This is a genomic window from Burkholderia sp. JP2-270 (assembly GCF_003233675.1).
Lineage (GTDB): Bacteria > Pseudomonadota > Gammaproteobacteria > Burkholderiales > Burkholderiaceae > Burkholderia > Burkholderia pyrrocinia_C.
The window spans coordinates 2,946,750-2,967,682 of sequence record NZ_CP029824.1 but is presented as its reverse complement, the minus strand read 5'-3'; the positions used below and the strand labels follow the sequence as shown (position 1 = coordinate 2,967,682).

The 20,933-nt window shown below is 63.1% G+C and carries 19 protein-coding genes; 8 read left to right on the top strand and 11 right to left on the bottom strand.

Going from position 1 to position 20,933, the window contains the following annotated elements:
• Genes arsD through DM992_RS13995 form a run of 3 tightly spaced genes read right to left on the bottom strand, consistent with a single transcriptional unit; the run spans position 1 to position 1,409 of the window.
• Positions 1–369 (bottom strand): arsenite efflux transporter metallochaperone ArsD, encoded by a 369-nt coding sequence (gene arsD / locus DM992_RS14005; RefSeq protein WP_091925743.1) that lies wholly within the window; start codon positions 367–369, stop codon positions 1–3.
• Positions 366–845, bottom strand: a complete 480-nt coding sequence (locus DM992_RS14000; RefSeq protein ID WP_091925746.1) for a GNAT family N-acetyltransferase — start codon at positions 843–845, stop codon at positions 366–368. The genes arsD and DM992_RS14000 overlap by 4 nt, the downstream gene beginning before the upstream one ends.
• 18 nt (positions 846–863) lie before the next feature.
• Positions 864–1,409, bottom strand: coding sequence for an aspartate carbamoyltransferase (locus tag DM992_RS13995; RefSeq protein ID WP_091925749.1), 546 nt, complete (start codon positions 1,407–1,409; stop codon positions 864–866).
• Between the two features lie 532 nt (positions 1,410–1,941).
• Between DM992_RS13995 and DM992_RS13990 the strand changes: the two genes are divergently transcribed.
• Both DM992_RS13990 and pstS read left to right on the top strand, forming a co-directional pair.
• Complete coding sequence (locus DM992_RS13990) at positions 1,942–3,126, top strand: acetyl-CoA C-acetyltransferase (RefSeq protein ID WP_091925752.1); 1,185 nt, start codon at positions 1,942–1,944, stop codon at positions 3,124–3,126.
• An 815-nt stretch (positions 3,127–3,941) separates the two neighbouring features.
• Positions 3,942–4,967, top strand: coding sequence for a phosphate ABC transporter substrate-binding protein PstS (gene pstS, locus DM992_RS13985; RefSeq protein WP_091925756.1), 1,026 nt, complete (start codon positions 3,942–3,944; stop codon positions 4,965–4,967).
• Positions 4,968–5,348: 381 nt separating this feature from the next.
• On the opposite strand, the gene trxC is transcribed toward pstS, so the two are convergent.
• The 7 genes from trxC to DM992_RS13950 all read right to left on the bottom strand — a co-directional run bounded on the left by trxC (position 5,349) and on the right by DM992_RS13950 (position 13,793).
• Positions 5,349–5,768 carry a thioredoxin TrxC gene (trxC, locus tag DM992_RS13980; protein WP_091925759.1) on the bottom strand — a complete coding sequence of 140 codons (420 nt, stop codon included), beginning with the start codon at positions 5,766–5,768 and terminating at the stop codon, positions 5,349–5,351.
• A gap of 48 nt (positions 5,769–5,816) precedes the next feature.
• Positions 5,817–7,088 (bottom strand): FAD/NAD(P)-binding oxidoreductase, encoded by a 1,272-nt coding sequence (locus tag DM992_RS13975; RefSeq protein WP_111017232.1) that lies wholly within the window; start codon positions 7,086–7,088, stop codon positions 5,817–5,819.
• A 92-nt stretch (positions 7,089–7,180) separates the two neighbouring features.
• On the bottom strand, positions 7,181–8,551 hold the full coding sequence (locus tag DM992_RS13970; RefSeq protein ID WP_239511284.1) for a TolC family outer membrane protein: 1,371 nt from the start codon (positions 8,549–8,551) through the stop codon (positions 7,181–7,183).
• A 40-nt stretch (positions 8,552–8,591) separates the two neighbouring features.
• Entirely contained in the window at positions 8,592–8,801 is a 210-nt protein-coding gene (locus DM992_RS13965) for a DUF2892 domain-containing protein (protein WP_091925768.1), read from the bottom strand.
• 10 nt (positions 8,802–8,811) lie between these two features.
• The gene (locus DM992_RS13960) at positions 8,812–12,015 is read right to left on the bottom strand and encodes an efflux RND transporter permease subunit (protein WP_091925771.1); all 3,204 of its coding nucleotides are present in this window, start codon (positions 12,013–12,015) and stop codon (positions 8,812–8,814) included.
• A gap of 21 nt (positions 12,016–12,036) precedes the next feature.
• Entirely contained in the window at positions 12,037–13,071 is a 1,035-nt protein-coding gene (locus tag DM992_RS13955; protein WP_239511283.1) for an efflux RND transporter periplasmic adaptor subunit, read from the bottom strand.
• A 386-nt stretch (positions 13,072–13,457) separates the two neighbouring features.
• On the bottom strand, positions 13,458–13,793 hold the full coding sequence (locus DM992_RS13950) for a metalloregulator ArsR/SmtB family transcription factor (RefSeq protein ID WP_091925774.1): 336 nt from the start codon (positions 13,791–13,793) through the stop codon (positions 13,458–13,460).
• 414 nt (positions 13,794–14,207) lie between these two features.
• On the opposite strand from DM992_RS13950, the gene DM992_RS13945 reads away from it, so the two are divergent.
• The 4 genes from DM992_RS13945 (at position 14,208) to DM992_RS13930 (ending at position 19,014) form a co-directional block, all read left to right on the top strand.
• Positions 14,208–14,912, top strand: coding sequence for an ABC transporter ATP-binding protein (locus DM992_RS13945; protein ID WP_111017231.1), 705 nt, complete (start codon positions 14,208–14,210; stop codon positions 14,910–14,912).
• Positions 14,906–17,275, top strand: coding sequence for an FtsX-like permease family protein (locus tag DM992_RS13940; RefSeq protein WP_111017230.1), 2,370 nt, complete (start codon positions 14,906–14,908; stop codon positions 17,273–17,275). The genes DM992_RS13945 and DM992_RS13940 overlap by 7 nt, the downstream gene beginning before the upstream one ends.
• The gene (locus DM992_RS13935) at positions 17,272–18,438 is read left to right on the top strand and encodes an efflux RND transporter periplasmic adaptor subunit (protein WP_091925782.1); all 1,167 of its coding nucleotides are present in this window, start codon (positions 17,272–17,274) and stop codon (positions 18,436–18,438) included. The genes DM992_RS13940 and DM992_RS13935 overlap by 4 nt, the downstream gene beginning before the upstream one ends.
• 102 nt (positions 18,439–18,540) lie before the next feature.
• Positions 18,541–19,014 (top strand): universal stress protein, encoded by a 474-nt coding sequence (locus DM992_RS13930; RefSeq protein ID WP_091925785.1) that lies wholly within the window; start codon positions 18,541–18,543, stop codon positions 19,012–19,014.
• Between the two features lie 81 nt (positions 19,015–19,095).
• Here the strand turns inward: DM992_RS13930 and DM992_RS13925 are convergent, their stop codons facing one another.
• Positions 19,096–19,587, bottom strand: coding sequence for a CreA family protein (locus DM992_RS13925; protein WP_091925838.1), 492 nt, complete (start codon positions 19,585–19,587; stop codon positions 19,096–19,098).
• Positions 19,588–19,818: 231 nt separating this feature from the next.
• Here DM992_RS13925 and DM992_RS13920 point away from each other — a divergent pair, with 231 nt between their 5' ends.
• Together DM992_RS13920 and DM992_RS13915 are read left to right on the top strand one after the other, a co-directional pair.
• Complete coding sequence (locus DM992_RS13920; protein WP_091925788.1) at positions 19,819–20,295, top strand: hypothetical protein; 477 nt, start codon at positions 19,819–19,821, stop codon at positions 20,293–20,295.
• 274 nt (positions 20,296–20,569) lie between these two features.
• The gene (locus DM992_RS13915) at positions 20,570–20,932 is read left to right on the top strand and encodes a DUF1924 domain-containing protein (protein WP_239511337.1); all 363 of its coding nucleotides are present in this window, start codon (positions 20,570–20,572) and stop codon (positions 20,930–20,932) included.
• Position 20,933: the final 1 nt, after the last annotated feature.

Sequence of the window (20,933 nt, the reverse complement as noted above, 5' to 3'; positions counted from 1 at the left end):
CTAGCAACAGCCTGAGCCCGGCACGCGGCAGCTGCCGGCCTTGATGTGTGGTTTTTCCGCCGTGGTCAGCGCGATGCCGAGTTTCCGCACAAGCTGCTGGCGCGACGGATACATGCCCGTCGATACGATGTGACCATCGATCACGAGGATCGGCAGTCGTTCCATGCCGGCTTCCATTTCCTTGACCACCGCGGAGTTGGCGGCGAACGCCTGCGGTTCCTGGCCCAGGTTGTAGCGGGACACGGTGACGCCGTGTGCCTCGACCCATTTCAGGTCCGCGGCGAATTGCGCCAGCACGGGGTCCACATCGACACCGCAAACACCCGTCGAGCAACACATCGCGGGATCGAACACTTCGAGTTTCTTCATGGCAGGGCCTCGGCACAATCGGGATGCAGCGGTTTCCACAAGCACGGATGCGTCTGCGGGCAAAGGTGCGTGAATTCGGGCAGACCGCGAATCAGCTCGGGAATTTGGGTTCGCTCGATCTGCGTGAAGCCGCGCCGCGCAAAGAAGGTGCGGGCGGCTTCATCATTCGGAATAAGGTAAAGCGCGCGCAGCGATCGCGTTTGCGCTAGCGCAACGGAAGCGTCGATAAGACGGGTACCCAGACCGGATGCGCGCAGGCGCGGGTGAACGGCGATCGAACGCAACAGGGCCGCGTCGCCGGCTTGTTCCAGTCCCGCCACCCCGACGATCCCGGCGTCGCGCACGGCGACGTGGAAGCCGTCGAGGCTCCGTGCCGTGAGGTCGCTCGCCGGTAGCCCGCAGGTATCCAGCAACGCGCGGATACGGTCGAAGTCCGTGGCGGTTGCCCGGCGAATGTCCTCAACCGGCGTACTCATTTCAATCCTCCGCTGCGTTCATGGCGTCGAAGCGTCTGCCGGATGGTGATGCATCGCGCCCGGATCGTGCCCGGCCATCGCGTCGTGTCCGTGGTCGGACAGTTGGGCATCGAACCAGTCGTGCAGCGCGGCGACAAGACGAGGCTGCTCGCTGCGATACACGATTTCGCCGCCGCGGCGCACGTCGTGATAGTCGATAGTCAGCTCACCGCGTCGGGCCGCACGCAATACAGCGAGGCCCGGCATGTCGTTGCCGTGGATCTGCTCAGGCGCGCCAAAGTCTCCCGCCGAGAAGCGACGGGCGATCGCGGCGAGATGTCCGCGGATCAGCGCGGTCTGCCGCGCGTCGGGGCGCTTCGTGACGACCCGCTGGATGCCGCCGTCGGCCGTCTTCGTGAAGATGTGGGTGGTGGCCGCGAGCGAGAACAGCATCACGTTCGCGCCGTGTTGCGCGACCTCCTTCTGGCGTGCGGTGGCATCGGCAAGGGCGAACGGCGAAACAACCACCATGCCGAGCAGGGCCAGAATCGATGCAGCGACGACTGTTGCTGAACGGCGTTTCATGGAATATCCCACCTGGAATCGTGCCGGAGCCTGGCGCCGGCATCCTGTTCGACGGTTGAGTGAAATCATACGGCGGGCACGCGCTTCTTTGCTCTACCGGGTGGATACCGACATGACGCGATCGCGACTACGTGAATTCATGGCAATCGCAGCGACTGCGACCGCAGACACGAGGGAGAGGAGCCGCACCGTCCGCGCGACGGCCCCGTAACCCCGATCGATGTCTTTCAAGGCAACCTCCCTGATCTGTCGCTGATGGTGGCTCGTTCATCACCGTGATTCAGGTTGCCGGGCGATGATGGTGGGCGCGTTGATACACGTCAAGATGGCTAGGACCGCCCCTGGACATCATGAAAGGCACATTTCGTCCGCGAACAGACCTGTCCCGATGACCACGCCACCGTACAGGATTGCAGCATCCAAGCTTGAAGAAATACGGCACCGTCTTTGACAGCATCCCCCCGCAACCGCATTGCGGGCACGATCTGCCGTACCACCCTGAGTTCGTACGATTCCTTTGAGGAGTAATGCCATGAGCAACGTTGACGTCGTCTTGTGCAGCCCGGTACGCACCGCGATAGGAACCTATGGTGGGACGCTCAAGGACGTAGCGGCACCAACGCTTGGCGCTGCCGTTATCCGCGAAAGCCTCAAGCGCGCCGGATTGCCGCCTGCCAAGATTCAATCGCTGGTAATGGGCAACGTCATTCAGGCGGGTGTGAAAATGAACCCGGCACGGCAGGCTGGCATTGCTGGAGGCTTGCCGGTCGAAGTTCCCGCGCTCACGGTTAACCGCGTGTGTGGGTCAGGCGCGCAGGCAATTGCCAGCGCGGCCAACGAAATCTGGGCCGGCATGATCGACTGCGCGGTCGCAGGGGGTATGGAAAGCATGGACCGCGCCCCCTACCTGTTGCCGCAGGGACGCTGGGGCGCGCGGATGGGCGATGTGACACTGTTCGACAGCATGCTGCTCGATGGACTCAACGATGCTTTCAGCGGTCAGCATTCCGGTTGGCACACCGAGGATCTCGTCATGAAGTGCGGCATCTCGCGAGAAGACCAGGATCGATGGGCGCTTCGCTCCCAGCAGCGTTTCGCGAAGGCCCAGGCCGCAGGTCTCTTCGATGCCGAGATCGCGCCGCTGGAGATTCCAGGTCGCAAGGGAGCGACGGTCTTTGACCGCGATGAGCACAACCGGCCAGACACCAGCGCCGAATCGCTTGCCAAGCTCAAGCCGGCTTTTCGCAAGGACGGGACGATTACCGCGGGCAATGCGCCCGGCTTGAACAGTGGGGCGGCTGTGATGCTTGTCGCCGGGCGCGCCTGGGCCGAAAGCAATGGCCTGACACCGATGGCACGGCTGGTCAGTTACGGCGTGGGAGCGGTGGAGCCGAGTTTGTTCGGACTCGGCCCCATTCCGGCAGTGCGACAGGCCATCGCACGCGCTGGCTGGTCTGTCGCCGACGTGGATTGCGTGGAAATCAACGAGGCGTTCGCGGCGATCGCCTTGGCTTGCTCGCGTGAACTCGGTTTCGCGGAAGACATCGTAAATGTGGAGGGCGGAGCCATTGCGCACGGACATCCGATCGGTGCGAGCGGGGCCGTACTGACCACCCGGCTGTTGCACCAGATGCAGCGTGGTGGGGGCCGGCGCGGTATCGTGACGCTATGCATTGGCGGAGGACAGGGAATCGCGCTGGCGCTCGAACTTCTGTGAAAACCGCATAACGGCTGCGCCCGAAAGCCACGATTCGTTGAATAGGGGAACCGCCCAACGACATGTGCGCAAGAGCACTACACCGCACGACATCGCTCTTCGTAGAAGTGCGGTGACGGTCATCTGCAATGTGACCGTGCGGACGTCCCCTTATAGGCACAAAGCTGTCATTGGCCTCAGTGTTCGCAGAAGAGACGGATATGGGTCGGCTGCCGCCGGCCGAGCCCGGGCGCGGAGACGTAGGGCGACCTCCGGCCATGAGGCGTCGTTCGCGCTTGCGATCGAGCAGACGTTCAGCCGTCGGCTCTCCATCGTAAATCGGCCGTTCGCAATCTTTCAACCGATTTGCCCGGCCACCAATAGTCATTTGATACCGATCCCTAGTCCGGCGACTGCGGCCAGTCGATTATGAACGCAGCGCTGTAAGGTCAACCGGGGGAGCCTTCGCCGGTTGACGGGAGTTTGTCAGTGCATCTGCCCCATGAAACCGTACCTCTTCGGTGGATTCGTCCTGGAAATCCGGCCGTTGCCGACGCTTTGATCTGTTGATGCCGGTGCCAGTGCCGCTGGCGCACGTAAACTCAACGTCCAGCTGCTGTCCCGCCATCAACCGGAAGAAGCACGCCCGTAGTGAAATCTTCATGTTGATGTCCGCGCATCCCCGGTGGGTTAAGACTCGGTGGAAATCAACAAGGCGGCCCACTCGCGCGGTGCGAGGTGGGAGCGAGGACCAAATGGACGTACCGTCACATTTTAGTCACATTGGGTCTCTATCGTCTCGGCACCCGACGAATTGGCGTCGAACTGGAGATGATATGAGGATTTCTGTCCTTGCCGGCCTTGTGCTAGCCGCTTTCACAGCAAGCACCCACGCTGCGGACATTACAGGCGCAGGGAGCACATTCGCCGCTCCGATTTATACGAAGTGGGCCGACGCCTACCAGAAGTCGGGAGGCGGCAAGGTTAACTACCAAGGCATCGGTTCGTCCGGTGGTATCAAGCAAATCAACGCGAAAACCGTCGATTTTGCCGGCTCGGACGCGCCGCTAAAAGATGACGAACTGGCCAAGGACGGCCTGCTCCAATTTCCGACGGTCGTCGGCGGCGTAGTGCCCGCAGTGAACCTGCCCGGCATCAAGCCGGGCGAGATCGTTCTCTCGGGCCAGGTCCTTGGCGACATCTATCTGGGCAAGATCAAGAAGTGGAACGACCCGGCAATCACCGCGCTGAATCCGAAGGTCAAACTGCCGGATACGGACATTGCCGTGGTGCGCCGCGCCGACGGCTCGGGCACGAGCTTCATCTGGACGAACTACCTGTCGAAGGTGAACCCGGAATGGAACGCGAAGGTAGGCGAAGGCACGACGGTCAACTGGCCGACGGGTACCGGCGGCAAGGGTAACGACGGCGTTGCGGCGTTCGTGCAGCGTCTGCCGGGTGCGATCGGCTACGTCGAGTGGGCCTATGCGAAGCAAAATCACATGGACTACACGTCTATGAAAAACGCGTCGGGCGCAGTGGTTCAGCCGCAGACGGAAACCTTCAAGGCCGCTGCCGCCGGCGCAGACTGGAAGAAGTCGTTTTACCAGATCCTGACGAACGAGCCGGGCAAGGACGCATGGCCGGTTGTCGGTGCGACCTTCGTACTTCTGCACACGACGCAGGACAAGCCGGCGCAAGGTGCGGAGACGCTGAAGTTCTTCGACTGGGCGTTCAAGAACGGCGATCAAGCTGCGCAGGATCTTGATTACATCTCGCTGCCGAAGTCTGTCGTCGCGGAGATCCAATCGCAGTGGGCCGCGAAAATCAAGGACGCCGCGGGAAAACCGATCGCGCGGTAACCGTCGGTGATCTGCACGTCCCCGCTGCCATTCGCAGCGGCATCAATCATGACGCGTGCTCGCCGTATCGCAAGCGCGTCGGTTTAGTACGCGACACGTCGTGCGTGGAGACAGGGGGCAATCCGACGGTTGCCCCTTGAATCGCCTGCAGTAGTACTCACGCATTGGCCCCGGCAGTTGCCGGGATTTTTTTGCCCCATCTGCCGCACCGTCGGACCGTCTGACCAGAGCCCGAACGCCTATGATTCAGGCGGTCATCTATTGTTGAAGAGCAGGGCTTCCGCGAGACTTAGTGGAACGAGAAAGTCCGCGGGGAACCGCCTGTCAGTGGTCTTCGATTTCGATGCGCAATCGAACTTCTGTGCCTCGTTACCAATGTACTTAGACAGACGTCACCCACTGAGTGATCTGGTCGCCCGACATCGCGCCAGTGCGGCGATTGCGTTCGATTCCGTTGCGAAACAGAACAACGGTGGGTATCGATTGGATTCGATATTGAGCGGCAATGTGTTGTGCATGGTCCGTTTCCACCTTGGCAAACAGCACGGAGCCGGTCAAACGCCGCGCGGCCGCGGCGAACTGCGGCGCCATCGCTTGGCATGGCCCACACCAACTGGCCCAAAAATCGACCACCACCGGAAGGTCGTTCCGGCCCACGAACGTGGCGAAATGGCGCTCATCAAGGTTCGCTGGCTCGCCCGTTAGCAGGGGCGCGCCACATGTGCCGCACAACGGGTGTTCGCCAAGACGGTCAACATCGAGCCGATTGACGGCGAAGCAGCGACTGCAGACGATATGCATGACGTTCCCTCCTTGCTCGTGCGACGAGTACCGCGTGAGCCGACTCGCTCAGTGTTTCAGCTTTCTGATGCCCAGCATGTCTAGCAGCAGGCGCTCGTATGCCGGCTCGGTCGCGCCGGTTCTCATGCGATGGAGAAAATACTTCTCGAACGCGATCTTTGCCGCGTGCACCCATTTTCCTTTGCTCGACCAGTTCAGGTTGCGTGGTGGAATCTGCGGAAGTGCGACGAACGCGATCCCGCGATCGCCGAAATCCGCCAGGCAGACGGCATTCCATGTCGCGCGCGCCGACGGTTCGTGACCGTCGAGGGAAGCACGGATGTTCTCCGCCGCGGCATGCACCATCGATTCGATCATGAATCCGGTTTTGGGCACGCCGGTCGGGACCGGCGTGGGCTCGAGCGGCGCGATCGCGACGCACACGCCGACTGCATACACGTTCCGGTACGTCGGGTTGCGCTGGAATTCGTCGATCAGCACGAAGCCGCGCGGATTGGTCAGATCGCCGATGCCGGACACTGCGTCGACGCCTCTGAAGGCAGGCAGCATCATGCAATAGCCGAATGGCAGTTCGTGCGTGCGCCGCTCGTGCCCGAGATCGTCGAGTTCGGTCGCATACAGCGTGTTCGGCTCCACGCGATTCGTTTTCGCGTTGCAGATCCACTTGATGTCGTGCTCGCGCAACGTCGACTCGAGCATGCCTTTCGAATTGCCGACTCCGCCCAGTCCCAGATGGCCGACGTACGGTTCGGGGGTAACGAGCGTCATCGGTACGCGGTCGCGGATCTTGCGCCGGCGAAGATCGGTATCCATGATCATCGCGTATTCATAGACCGGCCCGAAGCAGGACGCGCCTTGTACTGCCCCCACCACCACGGGGCCGGGGTTTCGGACAAACGCATCCCAGGATGTCGCCGCCGCTTCCGCGTGATCGACATGGCAGATCGACTGCGTGTTGGCCTGCGGACCGAGCCCGTCGATTTCGTCGAACGCGAGCTTCGGGCCCGTCGCGATGATCAGGTAGTCGTACGCGACCGTGTCGCCGCTTGCCAGTTCGACTTCGTTTCGCTCCGGATGAACCCGTTTCACGCCGCCCGCATCGAAGCCTACACCTCGCTTCTGAAGTATGGGCTGCAGATCGACCGAGATGTCGTTGCGGTTGCGCCACCCGACGGCTACCCACGGATTCGACGGCACGAAATGGAATCGTGTGCTCTCCGACAGCACCATCACCGAGTCGTCCGTCCGCGCGGCCTTGCGCATCGCAAAGGACATCGACAGGCCGCCGAGTCCGGCGCCCACTATCACGATTTGAGCCATATCGTCTCCTCCTGGATTTGATTGCCTGCTGGAGCGGTTCAGATGAAAATCCATGCGCACCGCCGCGTGAAACCGGAATGCCGGTGGCCCGGCTATTGAAGATAGCCGTTGATCCGTGCCAGCAGCGTCTCATCGAGCTCACCGGCGGCGGCAGCGAGCCGCAATCGGTTCATCACAACCTGATAACGGGCGGCTGCGAGATCCCGGCGGGTCGTATACAGCGCCTGTTGCGCATTCAGCACGTCGATGGATGGCCGATCGCCGGCCTCGAATCCCGTCTGGTTCGCATTCAGTTGGCGTTCGGCCGAACGTAATGCCAGCGCAAGGGCGGCGACTTGCGCCATTGCGCTACGCAGGCCCAGAAACGCCTGTCTGACCTCGCGCGCAACCGCGATGCGCGCGGCTTCCTCGTCGAACCCGGCTTTGCGCAGCAATGCCGCGCTTTCATCGCGCTTGGCATTGCGCAAGCCCCCCGTGTACAGCGGAATGGTCACCATGACGCCGACGACCGCGCTGTTGCTGCGCATCGAACTGTTTCCGCCATAGCCGGTGCCGTTCGTCCGATCGCCGATGTACGATGCAAACGCGTCGACCGTCGTCCCGGCTCCGGGGCGATACCTTGTTGCCTCCGCCCTTGCGCTTTCCATGCCCAGCCTGCGCAGCGCGATCAGCGGGTTGCCCGTCATCGCGCGCGCTTGCCAGTCAGCGAAGTCGCCCGCATCGATGGCATCGAGCGTCGACGTTCGGCCAAGGTGACGCAGCGCAGTGTCGGCATTGCCGGTGACGTCGCGAAGTTCGGCGCGCTTCAGGTCGAGCGCCGTCTGCGCAGCGATCAGCTGCGCGTTCGCGAGGTCCGCGCGTGCTTCTGCGTCCCTGACGTCCGTGATCGACGCATCACCGGTCTCGAAGCGAGCACGTGCGATATCGCGAGCTTCGAGTGCCGCGGCCCTGGTCGAGTTCAGCGCGGCTACGTCGTCTTCCGCGAGCAGGATGGCGAAGTAGGTCTGCGCGACTTCGAGCATCACGGATTGACGGGCCTCGGCCAGTTGCGCGTCGCCGGCGTCAGCGGCTGCATTCATCTGGACGGCGACGGCGTTTCGTTCGGCGCTGAACAGGTTTTCCTTGATCGTGATGGCCCAGCCGGCGCCGGTCGCACCGGCCGCGCGCGTGTCGAAAGCGATGCCGTTGCTGGAACCGAAGCCGCCGCCAGAGAAATGTGCGCCGGTGGTTTCCTGATCGACGGTTCCGTAACGCACGTTCCCGGTCGCCACGACCTGGGGCAGGAAACCTGCGTGTCCCTGTCGGCGCTTGGTCGCGTCGGCCTGATGCTGGGCAAGTGCGGCCGCATAGCCGGGATCGTGTGCTAGGGCGTCCTTCGCGGCGGCCAACAGGTCTGTTTCCGCGCGTGCAAGCGGAATCCAGGCAAGCGTGAGCAGGATCAGCAGGCGTGCGGTGCGCGTCATGATCGTCACCATCGTGAGCCGGGAGATTTGTCGCCAGCGCTCAGGCGCCGCCCTTCACGCCGAGCTTGCGCATGAAGATTTCCATCGGACACCATTGCGTGAAGCCGCTCTGCAACAGGTTCGCCCCGACGAAGGCGGTCAGCCAGAGCCACCAGCTGCTCTCGTACAACGGGCTGGCGGACGCGCCGATGGCCAATGAAACCAGGATCAACATGCCCGCGACGATTCGCGTGATTTGCCAGGATGTCATGATCGTCTCCTCAACGATGGACAGCGAGAGGGCGCTGCCGGTAGGCGGTGTAGTAGAGCAACGGGATGACGACGAGCGTCAGCAGCGTCGATACCAGGATCCCGAAGATCAGCGATACCGCCAGGCCGTTGAAGATCGGGTCGTCAAGGATGAAGAACGCGCCGATCATCGCGGCGAATGCGGTGAGCAGGATGGGCTGCGCGCGTGTCGCCGCCGATCGCACGATGGCATCCTTGAAGGGAACGCCATCGGCGACCTGAAGGTTCACGAAGTCGACGAGCAGGATGGAGTTGCGCACGATGATTCCGGCGAGCGCGATCATTCCGATCATCGACGTCGCAGTGAACTGCGCGCCGAGCAGCGCGTGTCCAGGCATCACGCCGATGATCGTCAGCGGGATCGGCGCCATGATGATCAGCGGTGTCAGGTACGAGCCGAATTCCGCGACGACGAGCAGATAGATCAGCACGAGTCCGACCGCATATGCGATGCCCATGTCCCGGAAGGTTTCGTACGTCACCTGCCATTCGCCGTCCCATTTGATCGCGAACGAGCGGTACGGGTCGTCGGGCTGCCGGATGAACCATTCGCCGAGCGGACTGCCACCGGGCGTCGCGAGCTTCGACAGGCGGTCGCGCATCTCGAACATCCCGTACAGCGGACTGTCGATCCTGCCGGCCATGTCGCCGACGACATAGGTGACGGGCAGCAGATCCTTGTGGTAGATCGGCTGTTCGATCCGGCTGCTCCGTTCGCGTACGAGTTCCGACAGCGGAATCAACTGGCCGTCGCTGCCGCGGACCGCCAGCGCCAGCAGCGCCGACGCATCGCCTTCGAGCGTGGCAGGCAACACGAGCCGAACGGCAGCCGGGTATTTGCTGCCGTCGTGCAGGTAGGTCACGTCGTTGCCGGTCAGCCCCGCTTTGAGCGTGCTGGCGACGTCAGCCTGCGAGACGCCGCGCAGGCCGGCCTTGCGGCGGTCGAGATCGAAATCGCGTTGCGGGGCCGCGGCAACCGTGCTGTCGTCGACGTCCACGACACCGCGCGTCGTCGAGAAGACACGACGAACCTCGCGTGCCACGCGGTTTCGTTCGTCTGTCCCGGTGCCGTATACCTCGGCGACGATGGGCGCAAGCACGGGCGGCCCCGGCGGCACTTCGACCACTTTCACGCGTGCACCGCTGCGCTCGGCGATGCGCTCGAGCGCCGGTCTCACGGCGGTCGCGATCGCGTGGCTTTGCTGCCGGCGCCCGGACTGGCCGACCAGATTGACCTGGATATCGCCCACGTTGCCGCCTGCCCGCAAATAGTACTGGCGGACGAGGCCATTGAAATTGATCGGGGCCGACAGGCCTGCGTACGCCTGGTAGGTGGACACTTCCGGGACGCTCGCAAGGTACGCGCCCATTTCGTGCAGGACTGCCGCGGTCCGTTCGAGCGGCGTGCCGGCCGGCATGTCGACAACGACCTGGAACTCGGACTTGTTGTCGAACGGCAGCATCTTCAGCACGACCCACTGGAACACCGGCAACGTGAGCGAAAGCGCGATCGCACCGGCAATGGCCAGCCACAGCAGGTTGCGGTGCCGCGCGCCAGCCGCATCGTCGAGGAACGGCGCGAAGATCCTGCCAAACAGCGGTTCGAGCTTCGCATGCAAGCCGCCTTTCGCATTGGGCCGTACTTGCGCCAGCCAGATGCGTGACAGCCACGGCGTCACCACGAAGGCGACCGACAGCGAGATCGCCATTCCCATGCTCGCGTTGATCGGTATCGGGCTCATGTACGGCCCCATGAGACCTGTGACGAATGCCATCGGCAATAGCGCCGCGATCACGGTCAGTGTCGCGAGTATCGTGGGGCCGCCGACCTCGTCGACCGCGCGTGGGATGACCGACGCGACGGGCGCTTCCGGCTCGAGCAGATGGTGGCGATGAATGTTTTCGACGACGACGATTGCATCGTCGACGAGAATGCCGATCGCGAGAATCAATGCGAACAACGAGACGCGATTCAGCGTGAAGCCCCATGCCCACGATGCGAACAGCGTGGCGGTGAGCGTCAGGACGACCGCGAGACCGACCACGAGCGCCTCGCGCCAGCCGAGCGCGACGAGCACCAGCACAACGACCGATGTGGTGGCGAAGGCGAGCTTCTCGATCAGCTTCAGTGCTTTCGCGTTGGCGGTGACACCGTAGTCGCGCGCGACTTCGATTCTCACATCGCCCGGGATAACGGTGTTTCGCAACGTGTCGACTCGCTTCAGCACGTTTGCCGCGACGGCGACCGCGTTTTCGCCCGGCTTCTTGGTCACCGTGACGGAGATGGCCGGGTATTCGGCCGGATGCGCGCCGGCAAGACCCTCCCACACATAGCGGGTGGGCGCGGGCGCGCCGTCGCGCACATCGGCCACGTCGTCGACGGATACGGGGTGGCCGTCATGTACGGCCACGATCACGTTGCCGACGTCGCGCGCATCGGCGAGTACTGGGCCGCTTTCGACATGGATCGCACGATTGTCACGCACGAGATCGCCGACCGACGCACCCGCATTGGCGGTGGCGAGTACGCGGCGCAGATCGTCGATCGTGACCCGCGCGGCGCGCATGCGGGCGGGATCGAGCAGCACGTTGACGGCGCGTTGCGGCCCGCCCATCGTCGTGACTTCCCGCGTGCCGGGCACGCGCTTGAGTTCGGCCTCGATCGAATGACCGACGCGCTCGAGATCGAATGCATTGGCATCGGGCCGCGTGCCGTAGAGCGTGAGCACGACGATCGGCACGTCGTCGATGCCTTTCGGCTTGATCAGCGGGGGCAGCACGCCAAGATTTCGCGGCAGCCAGTCCTGGTTCGAGAACACGGTGTCGTACAGCCTGACCAGCGCCTCGGTACGCGGCACACCGACCTTGAACTGAACCGTCAGCACCGCAAGCCCCGGCCGCGAGACCGACATGACGTGCTCGATGCCGTTGATCTGCGACAGCACTTGCTCGGCGGGCCCGGCCACCATCTGCTCGACGTCGTGCGCGCTCGCGCCGGGAAACGGCACGAGCACGTTGGCCATCGTAACGTTGATCTGCGGCTCTTCTTCGCGAGGCGTCGTGACCATCGCGAACACGCCGAGCAGGAGCGCCACCAGCGCAACCAGCGGAGTGATCCGGTGTTGCAGGAAGAAAGCGGCGATTCTGCCGGACAGACCGAGACGAGGCGTGCTCATGGCATGGATTCCATCCCGGCATCACTGTCGAGCGGCCGCCGCAAGCGGGTCCAGTGCGATCCGCTCGCCCGGCGACAGGCCGGCCAGGATTTCGACCTGGCCGGCGAATGCCTTGCCGACGCGTACCTGTCGCAGCGCGACGCGGCCATCGCTTCCGACGACATAGACCGCGGTCACTTCGGTACGGTGAACAACTGCGGATAGCGGAACGAGCAGCCGCCGGTGCGCATCGCCTATTGGAAAGTACGCGCGGGCAAACATGCCCGGCCGAATGTCGCCGGCCGATGCCGGCAGGCCCAGGCGCACCTGGGCCGCATCGCTTTGCGGGTCGGTGAGCGGCAGGACCGTGACGGCCGTCGCCGTCTGCCATTGCGTCGAGCCGGGCAGGTCGGGCAGTTCGATCCGGACGGGGGCACGCTCGTGCAGCGCCGGTAGGCGCGATTGCGGTACGGTGGCCACGGCGCGCAGCGCGACGGGGTCGAACAGCGTGAGCAGGGGCATCCCCGGCATCGCCATCGATCCGATTTCGACGTTGACGCTGGCGATCACGGCCGGATAGGGAGCGCCGATCTTGCGCAATGTCGGCTCGACCGCGGCCGCGCGTGCATCCGCCTGCCGCGCGTTTGCGATCGCCGCCGCTGCCTTGTAGCGCGCGCTGGCGCGATCTAGTGCCGCCTGGCTGACGTACTGTCGGTCGAACAGATACTTGGTGCGCTCCATCTCGCGCTGCGCGACGTGGGCTTCTGCCAGTGCCGCGCCGACCTGCGCACGAACCGCGGCGAGTTGTTGATCGGTTGCGCGTTGGTCGACCGTGACGAGAATTTGTCCGGTGTCGACGTGATCGCCCGCCTTGACCTGAATCGCAGTGATGCGGCCGGCGACCTGCGCGGCGACGGTCGTTTGCCTGGCCGATTCGATCACGGCTTCGGAAACGAACTCGTCGAACTGTGTCGTCTGCGCGACGACGAGCGTAGCGAGCGACTGCGCATGGGCCCATTGCGGCGGCAGTGCGATCGAGCAGGCAAACACGATCGGCCACCCGAGGCCGGTTCGCACGGCGACGCGCGAAACAGCGCACTCCGCACGGGCAAGCATCACTGCAATGGTCCAGCGCTTTACCTGCATAGGGGCCTCGGCAAACGCGTTCGTCCGGATGACTGGCCGTTTCGGGCATCGCGGGTAAAACACGTCGCCGTTGCCTGCCGGAGATCCTGTCATGCACGGCTGCCCGATTGCACGGGCGTTGTCGGCTTCCGCCAATCACCCCACCCATGTCGTGAAGTCAATAGTGGATCGGGCCGGCAATGGGGGCTTGATGCAGATCAACGGCCGATTCCCGGCGGTTCATTCGCGCCAGACGCGCGACGGTGCTGCGCACGAACGCTTGCATTCGGCCGGGATTCGCCGACGTGAAGGCCCGGCATCGACGGACGCCGACGCTGTTAGTGAAGCCGCTTTGCAGGGGCGACGTGATGAAGCATCGACAAGGTCTTCATGATTTGTCTGATCTCATCGTCGGCGAGGCGGTAGTAGACGTACTTCCCGTTGCGTCGCGCCGACACGATCGATTCCGCACGCAGCACGCCGAGATGCTGGGAAAGACTGGGCTGATGAACGCCCACGCGATGCTCGAGTTCCTGCACGTTGCGCTCGCCTTCCGCGAGCTGGCACAGCAGGAGCAGGCGGTCGCGATGTGCGAGTGCCTTGAGCAGCGACGCGACCTTCGCTGCGGAATCGCGCAGCGTCGCAAGCGCCTGGGGCGGCAGAGATACGGTCATGGCCTTCTTCCTTGCTGTCACGGCGCCTGCCGTTTGATCGCCGGCCTGAATCGATCCGGAGGCGAATTCGGAACGCCGACGTCGGCCAACGGTACCATGCATGTACCGAAGCTGGCGCCGGATGCATCGTTCCTTCGGCGCGTCCGTTCGTGCCGGAGCGCCGCATCGACGATGCTCGTCCGATTCGACTCTAGGTACGCGAGGCCGGCGCCATTTGATCTCGGACAAGGATCGTGGTCGACATTGCCCGAGCTCCCGTGACGCGACAATCGGCTTTCCCGGCGATCGCATGCTTCGAGTGCGAGCACGGGCGGACGGGATGATCGTGGAGTTGGCCGTTGACACAGATCAATCGGCGAGCCGGGTGAATCGCTAACGTGATCTGCACTCGCAAGCTTTCGTCTGGAGTGCGCAATGGAGACTGTCCTTTCCATCCAGGCAGTCAGCAAGATCTATCCGATGGGAAGCGTCAGCGTCCATGCGCTCAAGGACGTCACGCTCGAACTCGAAGCTGGCGAGTTCGTGGTGCTGCTCGGTACGTCGGGTAGCGGCAAATCGACACTGCTTAACTTGATGGGCGGACTCGACACGCCGACGAGCGGCATCATCAATTACCGCGACCATCGTCTTTCAACCGCAACCGAGCGCGAACTTACCCGGTTCAGGCGTGAGCACGTCAGTTTCGTGTTCCAGTTCTACAACCTCATACCCGGCTTGACTGCTCGCGAGAATGTCGCGCTCGTGACCGATATCGCAGAGCATCCGCTCGATCCCGATGACGCCTTGCGCATGGTCGGCATCGATTCGCTGGCCGGGAACTTTCCTTCGCAAATGTCCGGTGGCGAGCAGCAGCGTGTGGCGATAGCTCGAGCGGTTGCCAAGCGGCCTGACGTCCTGCTGTGCGACGAACCGACGGGCGCGCTGGATTTTCGCACCGGGCGGCTCGTACTCGACGTGCTGGAGCGGGTCAACCGAGAGTTCGGCACGCTCACCATAGTTGTGACCCACAACGCCGTTATCGCGGAGATGGCGAACCGGGTCGTGCGCATGAGTAGCGGCACGATCGTCGAAGAGCACCGCAATGTGCGACGTTCGGATGCCCGGGGTCTCACATGGTGAGCACCTTGACACGTCTGTCGGGGCGCGATCTGTGGCGCATGCGCGCCCAGGCGGTGGCGGCAGTCCTGGTCGTTGCGTGCGGCGTGGCCTCGTTCGTCGCGATGCGCAGCACGTACTTGGTCCTGCTGCGGGCGCAACAGGAATACTATGCGTCACACCGGTTCGCCGACCTGTTCGTGCACCTGAAGCGCGCACCGCTTGCGGTCGCGACGCAAATAGCGGCATTGCCCGGCGTTGCCGCAGTCGACGCACGCATGGTTGCCGATGTGACGCTCGACGTGCCTGGGCTCGCCGAACCGGCTACCGGTCATTTGGTCTCGGTTCCCGAACGGGGCGGGCCGTCGCTCGATCTGCTGCATCTTCAGCGCGGCCGGTACGTCGCGCCAGGCCGTGACGACGAAGTGCTGGTCAGCGCCGCGTTCGCAGACGCGAACCACCTGCGCACGGGGCAGCTCATCGGTGCCGTGCTGAACGGACGCTGGAAGCGGCTCCAGATCGTCGGCATCGCCATTTCACCGGAATACGTATACGAAACCGGAGCCGGCTCCATCTTTCCCGACAATCGCCACTATGGCGTGCTCTGGATGGGCACCGAAGCCGTATCGGCCGCCTTCCGGATGGACGGCGCATTCAACGACCTCGTGCTATCGCTCGATGGCAGTGCGATCGTGCCACGCGTTGTCGCGCAGGTCGATCGCGAGCTGGCTGCCTACGGCGGGCTCGGCACGATAACGCGAGACGATCAGGTTTCGAACCGGTTCATTTCGGACGAGATCGCGCAGAACCGGATCACGGCGACCTATGTTCCGGCCATCTTCTTCTGTGTAACCATGTTTCTGCTTCAGAACGTCCTGAACCGGCTGGTCGATACCCAGCGCACGCAGATCGGTCTGATGAAAGCGTTCGGATACGGAAACGCCCGGGTCGCACTGCATTACCTTCAGTTCGCGTGCCTGATCGCCGCGGCGGGGGCCGCCGTTGGCTATGCCGCCGGTCTGGCGCTGGGCTCGTCGCTGACCGCGCTGTACGCGCGGTACTACCGATTCGCGCATCTTGAATACCATGTCGACGCGCATGTCGCGATCCTCGCTGCCATCGTGAGCTTCGCCACCGCGCTGGTCGGGACGGCTGCCGGTGTGACGAAGGCCGCCGGGTTGATGCCCGTGGAGGCAATGCGAGCGCCGCTGCCGCCTGCGTTCGCGGCCGGGTGGCTTGAACGGTTCGGCCTGTACCGCCATCTCGGCGTAACGTGGCGGATGATCGCCCGCAACATTACGCGGCAACCGCTCAAATCGCTGCTGTCGTGTGTTGCGATGGCCTGTGCAAGTGCGATTCTCGTAACGGGCGGCTTTTTCTTCGACGCAATCGATTATCTGTTCGACGTTCAGTTTCAGCGCGTCGAACGGCAGGACGTGACCGTCGCATTCGGACAGCCGTTGTCCCATCGAGCCATCTACGCGCTCCAGCGACTTCCCGGCGTGCTGCGCGTCGAGCCGTTTCGCGACGTCCCCGTCCGGATATCTGCCGGATATCGATCGCGCCGCTTGTCGCTGAGCGGGATCGCGCCGGCGGCGCAGATGCATCGACTGGTCGACGAGCGGAGCCTGCCGATGCGCGTGCCGCCGGACGGCATCGTGATTTCGTCGCAACTCGCCGACACCCTCGGCGTGCACACGGGCGACCGGGTCACCGTGGAGGTGCTGGAAGGCAAGCGCCAGTCGCGGCAGGTCATGCTCGCGGGACGGGTCGGAGAACTGGTCGGCGTTCGCGCCTACATGGACCAGCAGGCTCTCGCGCGTCTTCTCGGAGAAGGCGGCAACTGGTCCGGCGCCTGGCTGCAGATCGACGCGCGCGCGGCCGATCGTCTGTACGCCACGCTCAAGCGCATGCCCGCCGTCAACGCAGTGGCCGTCCGACAGTCGGTGATCGACAGCTTTCGCAAGATCATGAATGAAAGCGTCCGGCTTTCGACCTCCATCAATTTCACGTTCGCCTGCATCATCGCATTCGGTGTCGCATTCAACGGAATGCGTATCGCCTATTCGGAGCGCCTGCAGCAGCTGGCGTCGCTGCGCGTGCTCGGATTCACGCGCATGGAGGTTGCATGGATTCTGCTCGGTGAACAGTTCCTCCTCGCCGCGCTTGCGACGCCGGCCGGTCTCTTACTAGGCTATGGCGTATGCGCGTTCCTGGCGGATCGGCTTGCAACGGATCTGTATCGCCTGCCGCTCGTGGTGCAGCCGGCGACATTCGCGCAGGCATTTCTGGTGACCGCGAGCACTGTGGCAGCGTCGGGTTGGCTGGTGGCACGGAAGATCGGAAGTCTCGACATCGTCGCTGTGCTCAAGGCGAGGGAATCATGACGCGCGCCAGCAAGGGCCCGCTCCTGTTCTTCGCGTCCGGCGCACTCGCGGTCGCGTTCGCGCTCGGCTATGCGTTCTGGCCGGCGCCGACCGCTGTCGATACAGCGAAGGTGACGACCGGTCCGCTCCGGGTCACGATCGACGAGGATGGCGAAATTCGCGCGCATGATCGCTACGTGGTCACGGCACCGATCACGGGCCGCTTGCTGCGCGTGACGCTGCGTGAAGGAGACCGGGTGCGAGCCGGAGAAGTGATCGCGGTGCTTGTGCCCGTGCCGATGACCCCCGGCGAAAGTGCCCAGCAGCGTGCACGCGTGGAGGCTGCGGAGGCGTCACTGCGTGAGGCGCAGGCGCGTGTCGAGCATACCCGTGCCGATCTCGCGCAGGCGCGCCGGGAACGCGAGCGAGGCCAGACTCTGGTCGACGCAGGCGCAATTTCCAGGCAAAGCATGGAGCAGTTGCGCGCCATCGAGGCAACTGGCAGGAGCGATCTCGAAGCAGCGTCCGCACGCGAGAAGTCCGCAGCCGCCGAAGTTCGGGCTGCCGTGGCGAATCTCGAGGCACTCGAGGCAGGGCAGCCCGTCAAGGTTCGTGCTCCGGTCGACGCGGTGCTGCTGCGTGTCGACGAAAAGAGCGAGCACGTCGTGCCCGCAGGCACCGCGATCATGCTGCTGGCCGATCCTTCGCGCTACGAAGTCGTCGTCGACGTGCTGTCGACCGACGCGGTCAAGATCAGCCCGGGCATGCGCGTTTCCGTGGAAGACTGGGGCGAGGCATCGCCGATCGGCGCACGGGTGCGTGTCGTCGAGCCTGGCGCATTCACGAAGATCTCGGCGCTCGGCGTGGAAGAACAGCGCGTGCATGTGATTGCAGACCTGACCACGCCGCCCGGCCGGTTGAGCGACGGTTATCGCGTGCAGGGCAGAATCGTCATCTGGGAGCGCATGGATGTGCTGAGCATACCGGTCGGGGCGTTGTTCCGGTGCGCGGAGCAGTGGTGCGCGTTCGAGGTCGATCACGGACGGGCGATACGACAGATCGTTCAGATCGGACAGCGCAACACGGAGGCCGCTCAAGTGCTCGCTGGCCTGCAGGTCGGAAAAACCGTCGTCGTGTACCCACCGACCACACTTTCGGAAAACATGCCGGTTCGGTCGCGCTAGACGTGATTTCAAACCGTTGACCTGGCGCAACACAAGGGCCCGGCGAGCGTCGATGATGAGGATGGGCGCAGCGAGCGGGTTCAGTCATTGAGCGAGGTTTGCATGTACACGAAAATCATGATCGCCATGGATGGCAGCCCGTCATCGAAACAGGCGCTTGTCGAAGGTATCAAGCTGGCCAGATTGTGCGGCGCCAGCCTCTTCGTCGTGTTCGTCGTCGACAGATCCACCCTGTTCGCATATGGCGGGCGCGTGGAGCCTGACGAATTACTCAATGAGATCCGGCACTATGGCGAGTCGGTGTTGCGAGATGCCGTTCAGGCGATTTCGAACGCAGCGTTACGCGGCGACAGGGAAATCATCGAGACTGAGGCCGGTCAGGATGTCCCGGAGCGCCTTCAGCGCTACGTTGTGGACAACTCAATTGATCTGGTCGTGATCGGGACGCACGGGCGACACGGTGTGCGGCGACTCTTTCTCGGCAGTGTCGCGGAACGCTTCCTGCGCGGATCGACTTGTCCGGTCCTGCTCGTGCGCGGTAACGATGTTGCACGCGCCACCTCTGCGACAGCTTAACGCCACCACGGACAGTGTGCGTTGATGGCTTGCGATGATTGTGCAAGCTGTCGGACGACTCGCCGCGGACCGGCGCTCGATTCACTTGCCTGCCGCATCCTGATTTCCGAAAATTGCGGGCAACCGGACGACGTCCACGTGTCCGGGCAGATCGCCCGCCAGATCACTCTTGGCGAACGAGAAATACAACACAACGAGACGCCGAATATCCAGAATCCGAATTATGTGTATCGATCTGAAAACCGGATCGATCGATTCGTCAAACACCTGCGCCTGTTGCGGCACGCGTGCCGTGGTCGAGAGCGGTCCGACTTGATGGCAAGAGACCGACGTTGCCGTGCCTCCGGTATTTCGGTCATGGAGATTGCGTCGATCACGATTCGAGACCGGTCCGGAAATGAAACACGTCACACCCTTGAGTAGCGGGTCGTCGTACGCGGAAATGCCGATGTGGGTGCCGTAACGCTGCGAATGCGCAGGTATCCGCGCTAGCTCTTCGGCGTTCGAACTGTAGGCGGTAAGGAGCGCGAGAGAAACTGAGGCAATATACGCGCTTGCTCGGGTATGAATCATCATCGGAATCCGTAGCACTACGTTGGCTTCGGGACGCGAAGTCGATTGATAACCAGACTAGATTCCGTGTCGAATGATCGATTGATTTGAGTCAAGATCGAAGTGCCTAACAGCGGGATCCTGACCACGAGTTCAACGAGATTCGCACACGGCGCCTCGACAGTCGCGTTACACGCGGAATATCCGGTCGGAAATCGATCTGAAAGACGTCATGCGCGGGCGGAGAGAATCATGCCGACCAGAATCATCGGCGCGCTGTGCGCGTCAATTTGTCTTCTTGCGACGGTAACAGGTACTTATGCCGATACTTCTTTGACACCGGTTGAGCACGGCGGGGTTACATACGTAACGGGTGGCATCGGTGCAGACGAAGTAGGTGCGTTCCGCGAGGCGGCTTCCCGCTATAACCTGAGGATGACGTTCGCGTCGAAAACAGGCGAGTATTTGTCCGACGTGGATGTCAGCATCCTGGAAGGTATGCGGCATGTTCTCACCGTACAAACGACGGGCCCGTTCCTGTACGTGCGCTTGCCGGCGGGTCGCTACACGGTGTCGGCACGCGATCGTCATATTCATGAGACGAAACAGGTACGGGTGGATTCTCATCGAGGCGTCGATATCCGGTTTTACTGGGAAGACCCTGATCGACACGACGTCATGCGCCTATGCTCTGGCTGCGCAAAGGCGAGCCGGCAGATGCCGCGATGATGCCGGTCGATCTGTATGACTGGCCCGTTCTCCTCAGGTGTTTGGCGAGCTGAAAATCGTTTGTATCAGCGCGTCGCTACAGCAGGCTTTTCCGGGATTCTCCGAGCGGTCGATTCGATTGCGCAGTTGTGTGACATCGTTCCGGCTGACGCACGCCGGGACGTTAAGAATGCGGTAAGGAATCCGCCCGAACATGAACGCATCGCCCAGGAGAATCACGATGCGGATATCCCGTTCCATTGGCGCGCTTTGTTATCCATGCGTTTCTGTATCGATGCTGCTTGCAGCCGTCGCGTGTGCCTACGCCGAAACGTCTGCCCGGTTGCTGGACGGCTATACGGCTAAGGCAGGCTCAAGCGCCGTGCCGTCGCGAGGGCAGCAGTTCTTCACGTCCCGACACGGGCGCGACTGGGGTTGCGCGACCTGTCATGGAAGTACGCCGACCGGCCAAGGCAGGCACGTGGTCACCAGCAAGACCATCGAGCCGCTTGCTCCTGCCTTCAATCCGGCACGGTTCACGGACAAGGCGCGGACCGAAAAATGGTTCCGCAGAAACTGCAAGGACGTCGTCGGGCGTGAATGTTCGGCAATCGAAAAGGCTGACGTCCTGAGCTGGCTCATGAGCCTGAAACCCTGAT

What these genes read in the sequence shown, in the direction of transcription:
- arsD (WP_091925743.1), bottom strand. Translation starts at nt 369, where the DNA reads ATGAAGAAACTCGAAGTGTTCGATCCCGCGATGTGTTGCTCGACGGGT.
- DM992_RS14000 (WP_091925746.1), bottom strand. Translation starts at nt 845, where the DNA reads ATGAGTACGCCGGTTGAGGACATTCGCCGGGCAACCGCCACGGACTTC.
- DM992_RS13995 (WP_091925749.1), bottom strand. Translation starts at nt 1,409, where the DNA reads ATGAAACGCCGTTCAGCAACAGTCGTCGCTGCATCGATTCTGGCCCTG.
- DM992_RS13990 (WP_091925752.1), top strand. Translation starts at nt 1,942, where the DNA reads ATGAGCAACGTTGACGTCGTCTTGTGCAGCCCGGTACGCACCGCGATA.
- pstS (WP_091925756.1), top strand. Translation starts at nt 3,942, where the DNA reads ATGAGGATTTCTGTCCTTGCCGGCCTTGTGCTAGCCGCTTTCACAGCA.
- trxC (WP_091925759.1), bottom strand. Translation starts at nt 5,768, where the DNA reads ATGCATATCGTCTGCAGTCGCTGCTTCGCCGTCAATCGGCTCGATGTT.
- DM992_RS13975 (WP_111017232.1), bottom strand. Translation starts at nt 7,088, where the DNA reads ATGGCTCAAATCGTGATAGTGGGCGCCGGACTCGGCGGCCTGTCGATG.
- DM992_RS13970 (WP_239511284.1), bottom strand. Translation starts at nt 8,551, where the DNA reads ATGACGCGCACCGCACGCCTGCTGATCCTGCTCACGCTTGCCTGGATT.
- DM992_RS13965 (WP_091925768.1), bottom strand. Translation starts at nt 8,801, where the DNA reads ATGACATCCTGGCAAATCACGCGAATCGTCGCGGGCATGTTGATCCTG.
- DM992_RS13960 (WP_091925771.1), bottom strand. Translation starts at nt 12,015, where the DNA reads ATGAGCACGCCTCGTCTCGGTCTGTCCGGCAGAATCGCCGCTTTCTTC.
- DM992_RS13950 (WP_091925774.1), bottom strand. Translation starts at nt 13,793, where the DNA reads ATGACCGTATCTCTGCCGCCCCAGGCGCTTGCGACGCTGCGCGATTCC.
- DM992_RS13945 (WP_111017231.1), top strand. Translation starts at nt 14,208, where the DNA reads ATGGAGACTGTCCTTTCCATCCAGGCAGTCAGCAAGATCTATCCGATG.
- DM992_RS13940 (WP_111017230.1), top strand. Translation starts at nt 14,906, where the DNA reads ATGGTGAGCACCTTGACACGTCTGTCGGGGCGCGATCTGTGGCGCATG.
- DM992_RS13935 (WP_091925782.1), top strand. Translation starts at nt 17,272, where the DNA reads ATGACGCGCGCCAGCAAGGGCCCGCTCCTGTTCTTCGCGTCCGGCGCA.
- DM992_RS13930 (WP_091925785.1), top strand. Translation starts at nt 18,541, where the DNA reads ATGTACACGAAAATCATGATCGCCATGGATGGCAGCCCGTCATCGAAA.
- DM992_RS13925 (WP_091925838.1), bottom strand. Translation starts at nt 19,587, where the DNA reads ATGATTCATACCCGAGCAAGCGCGTATATTGCCTCAGTTTCTCTCGCG.
- DM992_RS13920 (WP_091925788.1), top strand. Translation starts at nt 19,819, where the DNA reads ATGCCGACCAGAATCATCGGCGCGCTGTGCGCGTCAATTTGTCTTCTT.
- DM992_RS13915 (WP_239511337.1), top strand. Translation starts at nt 20,570, where the DNA reads ATGCTGCTTGCAGCCGTCGCGTGTGCCTACGCCGAAACGTCTGCCCGG.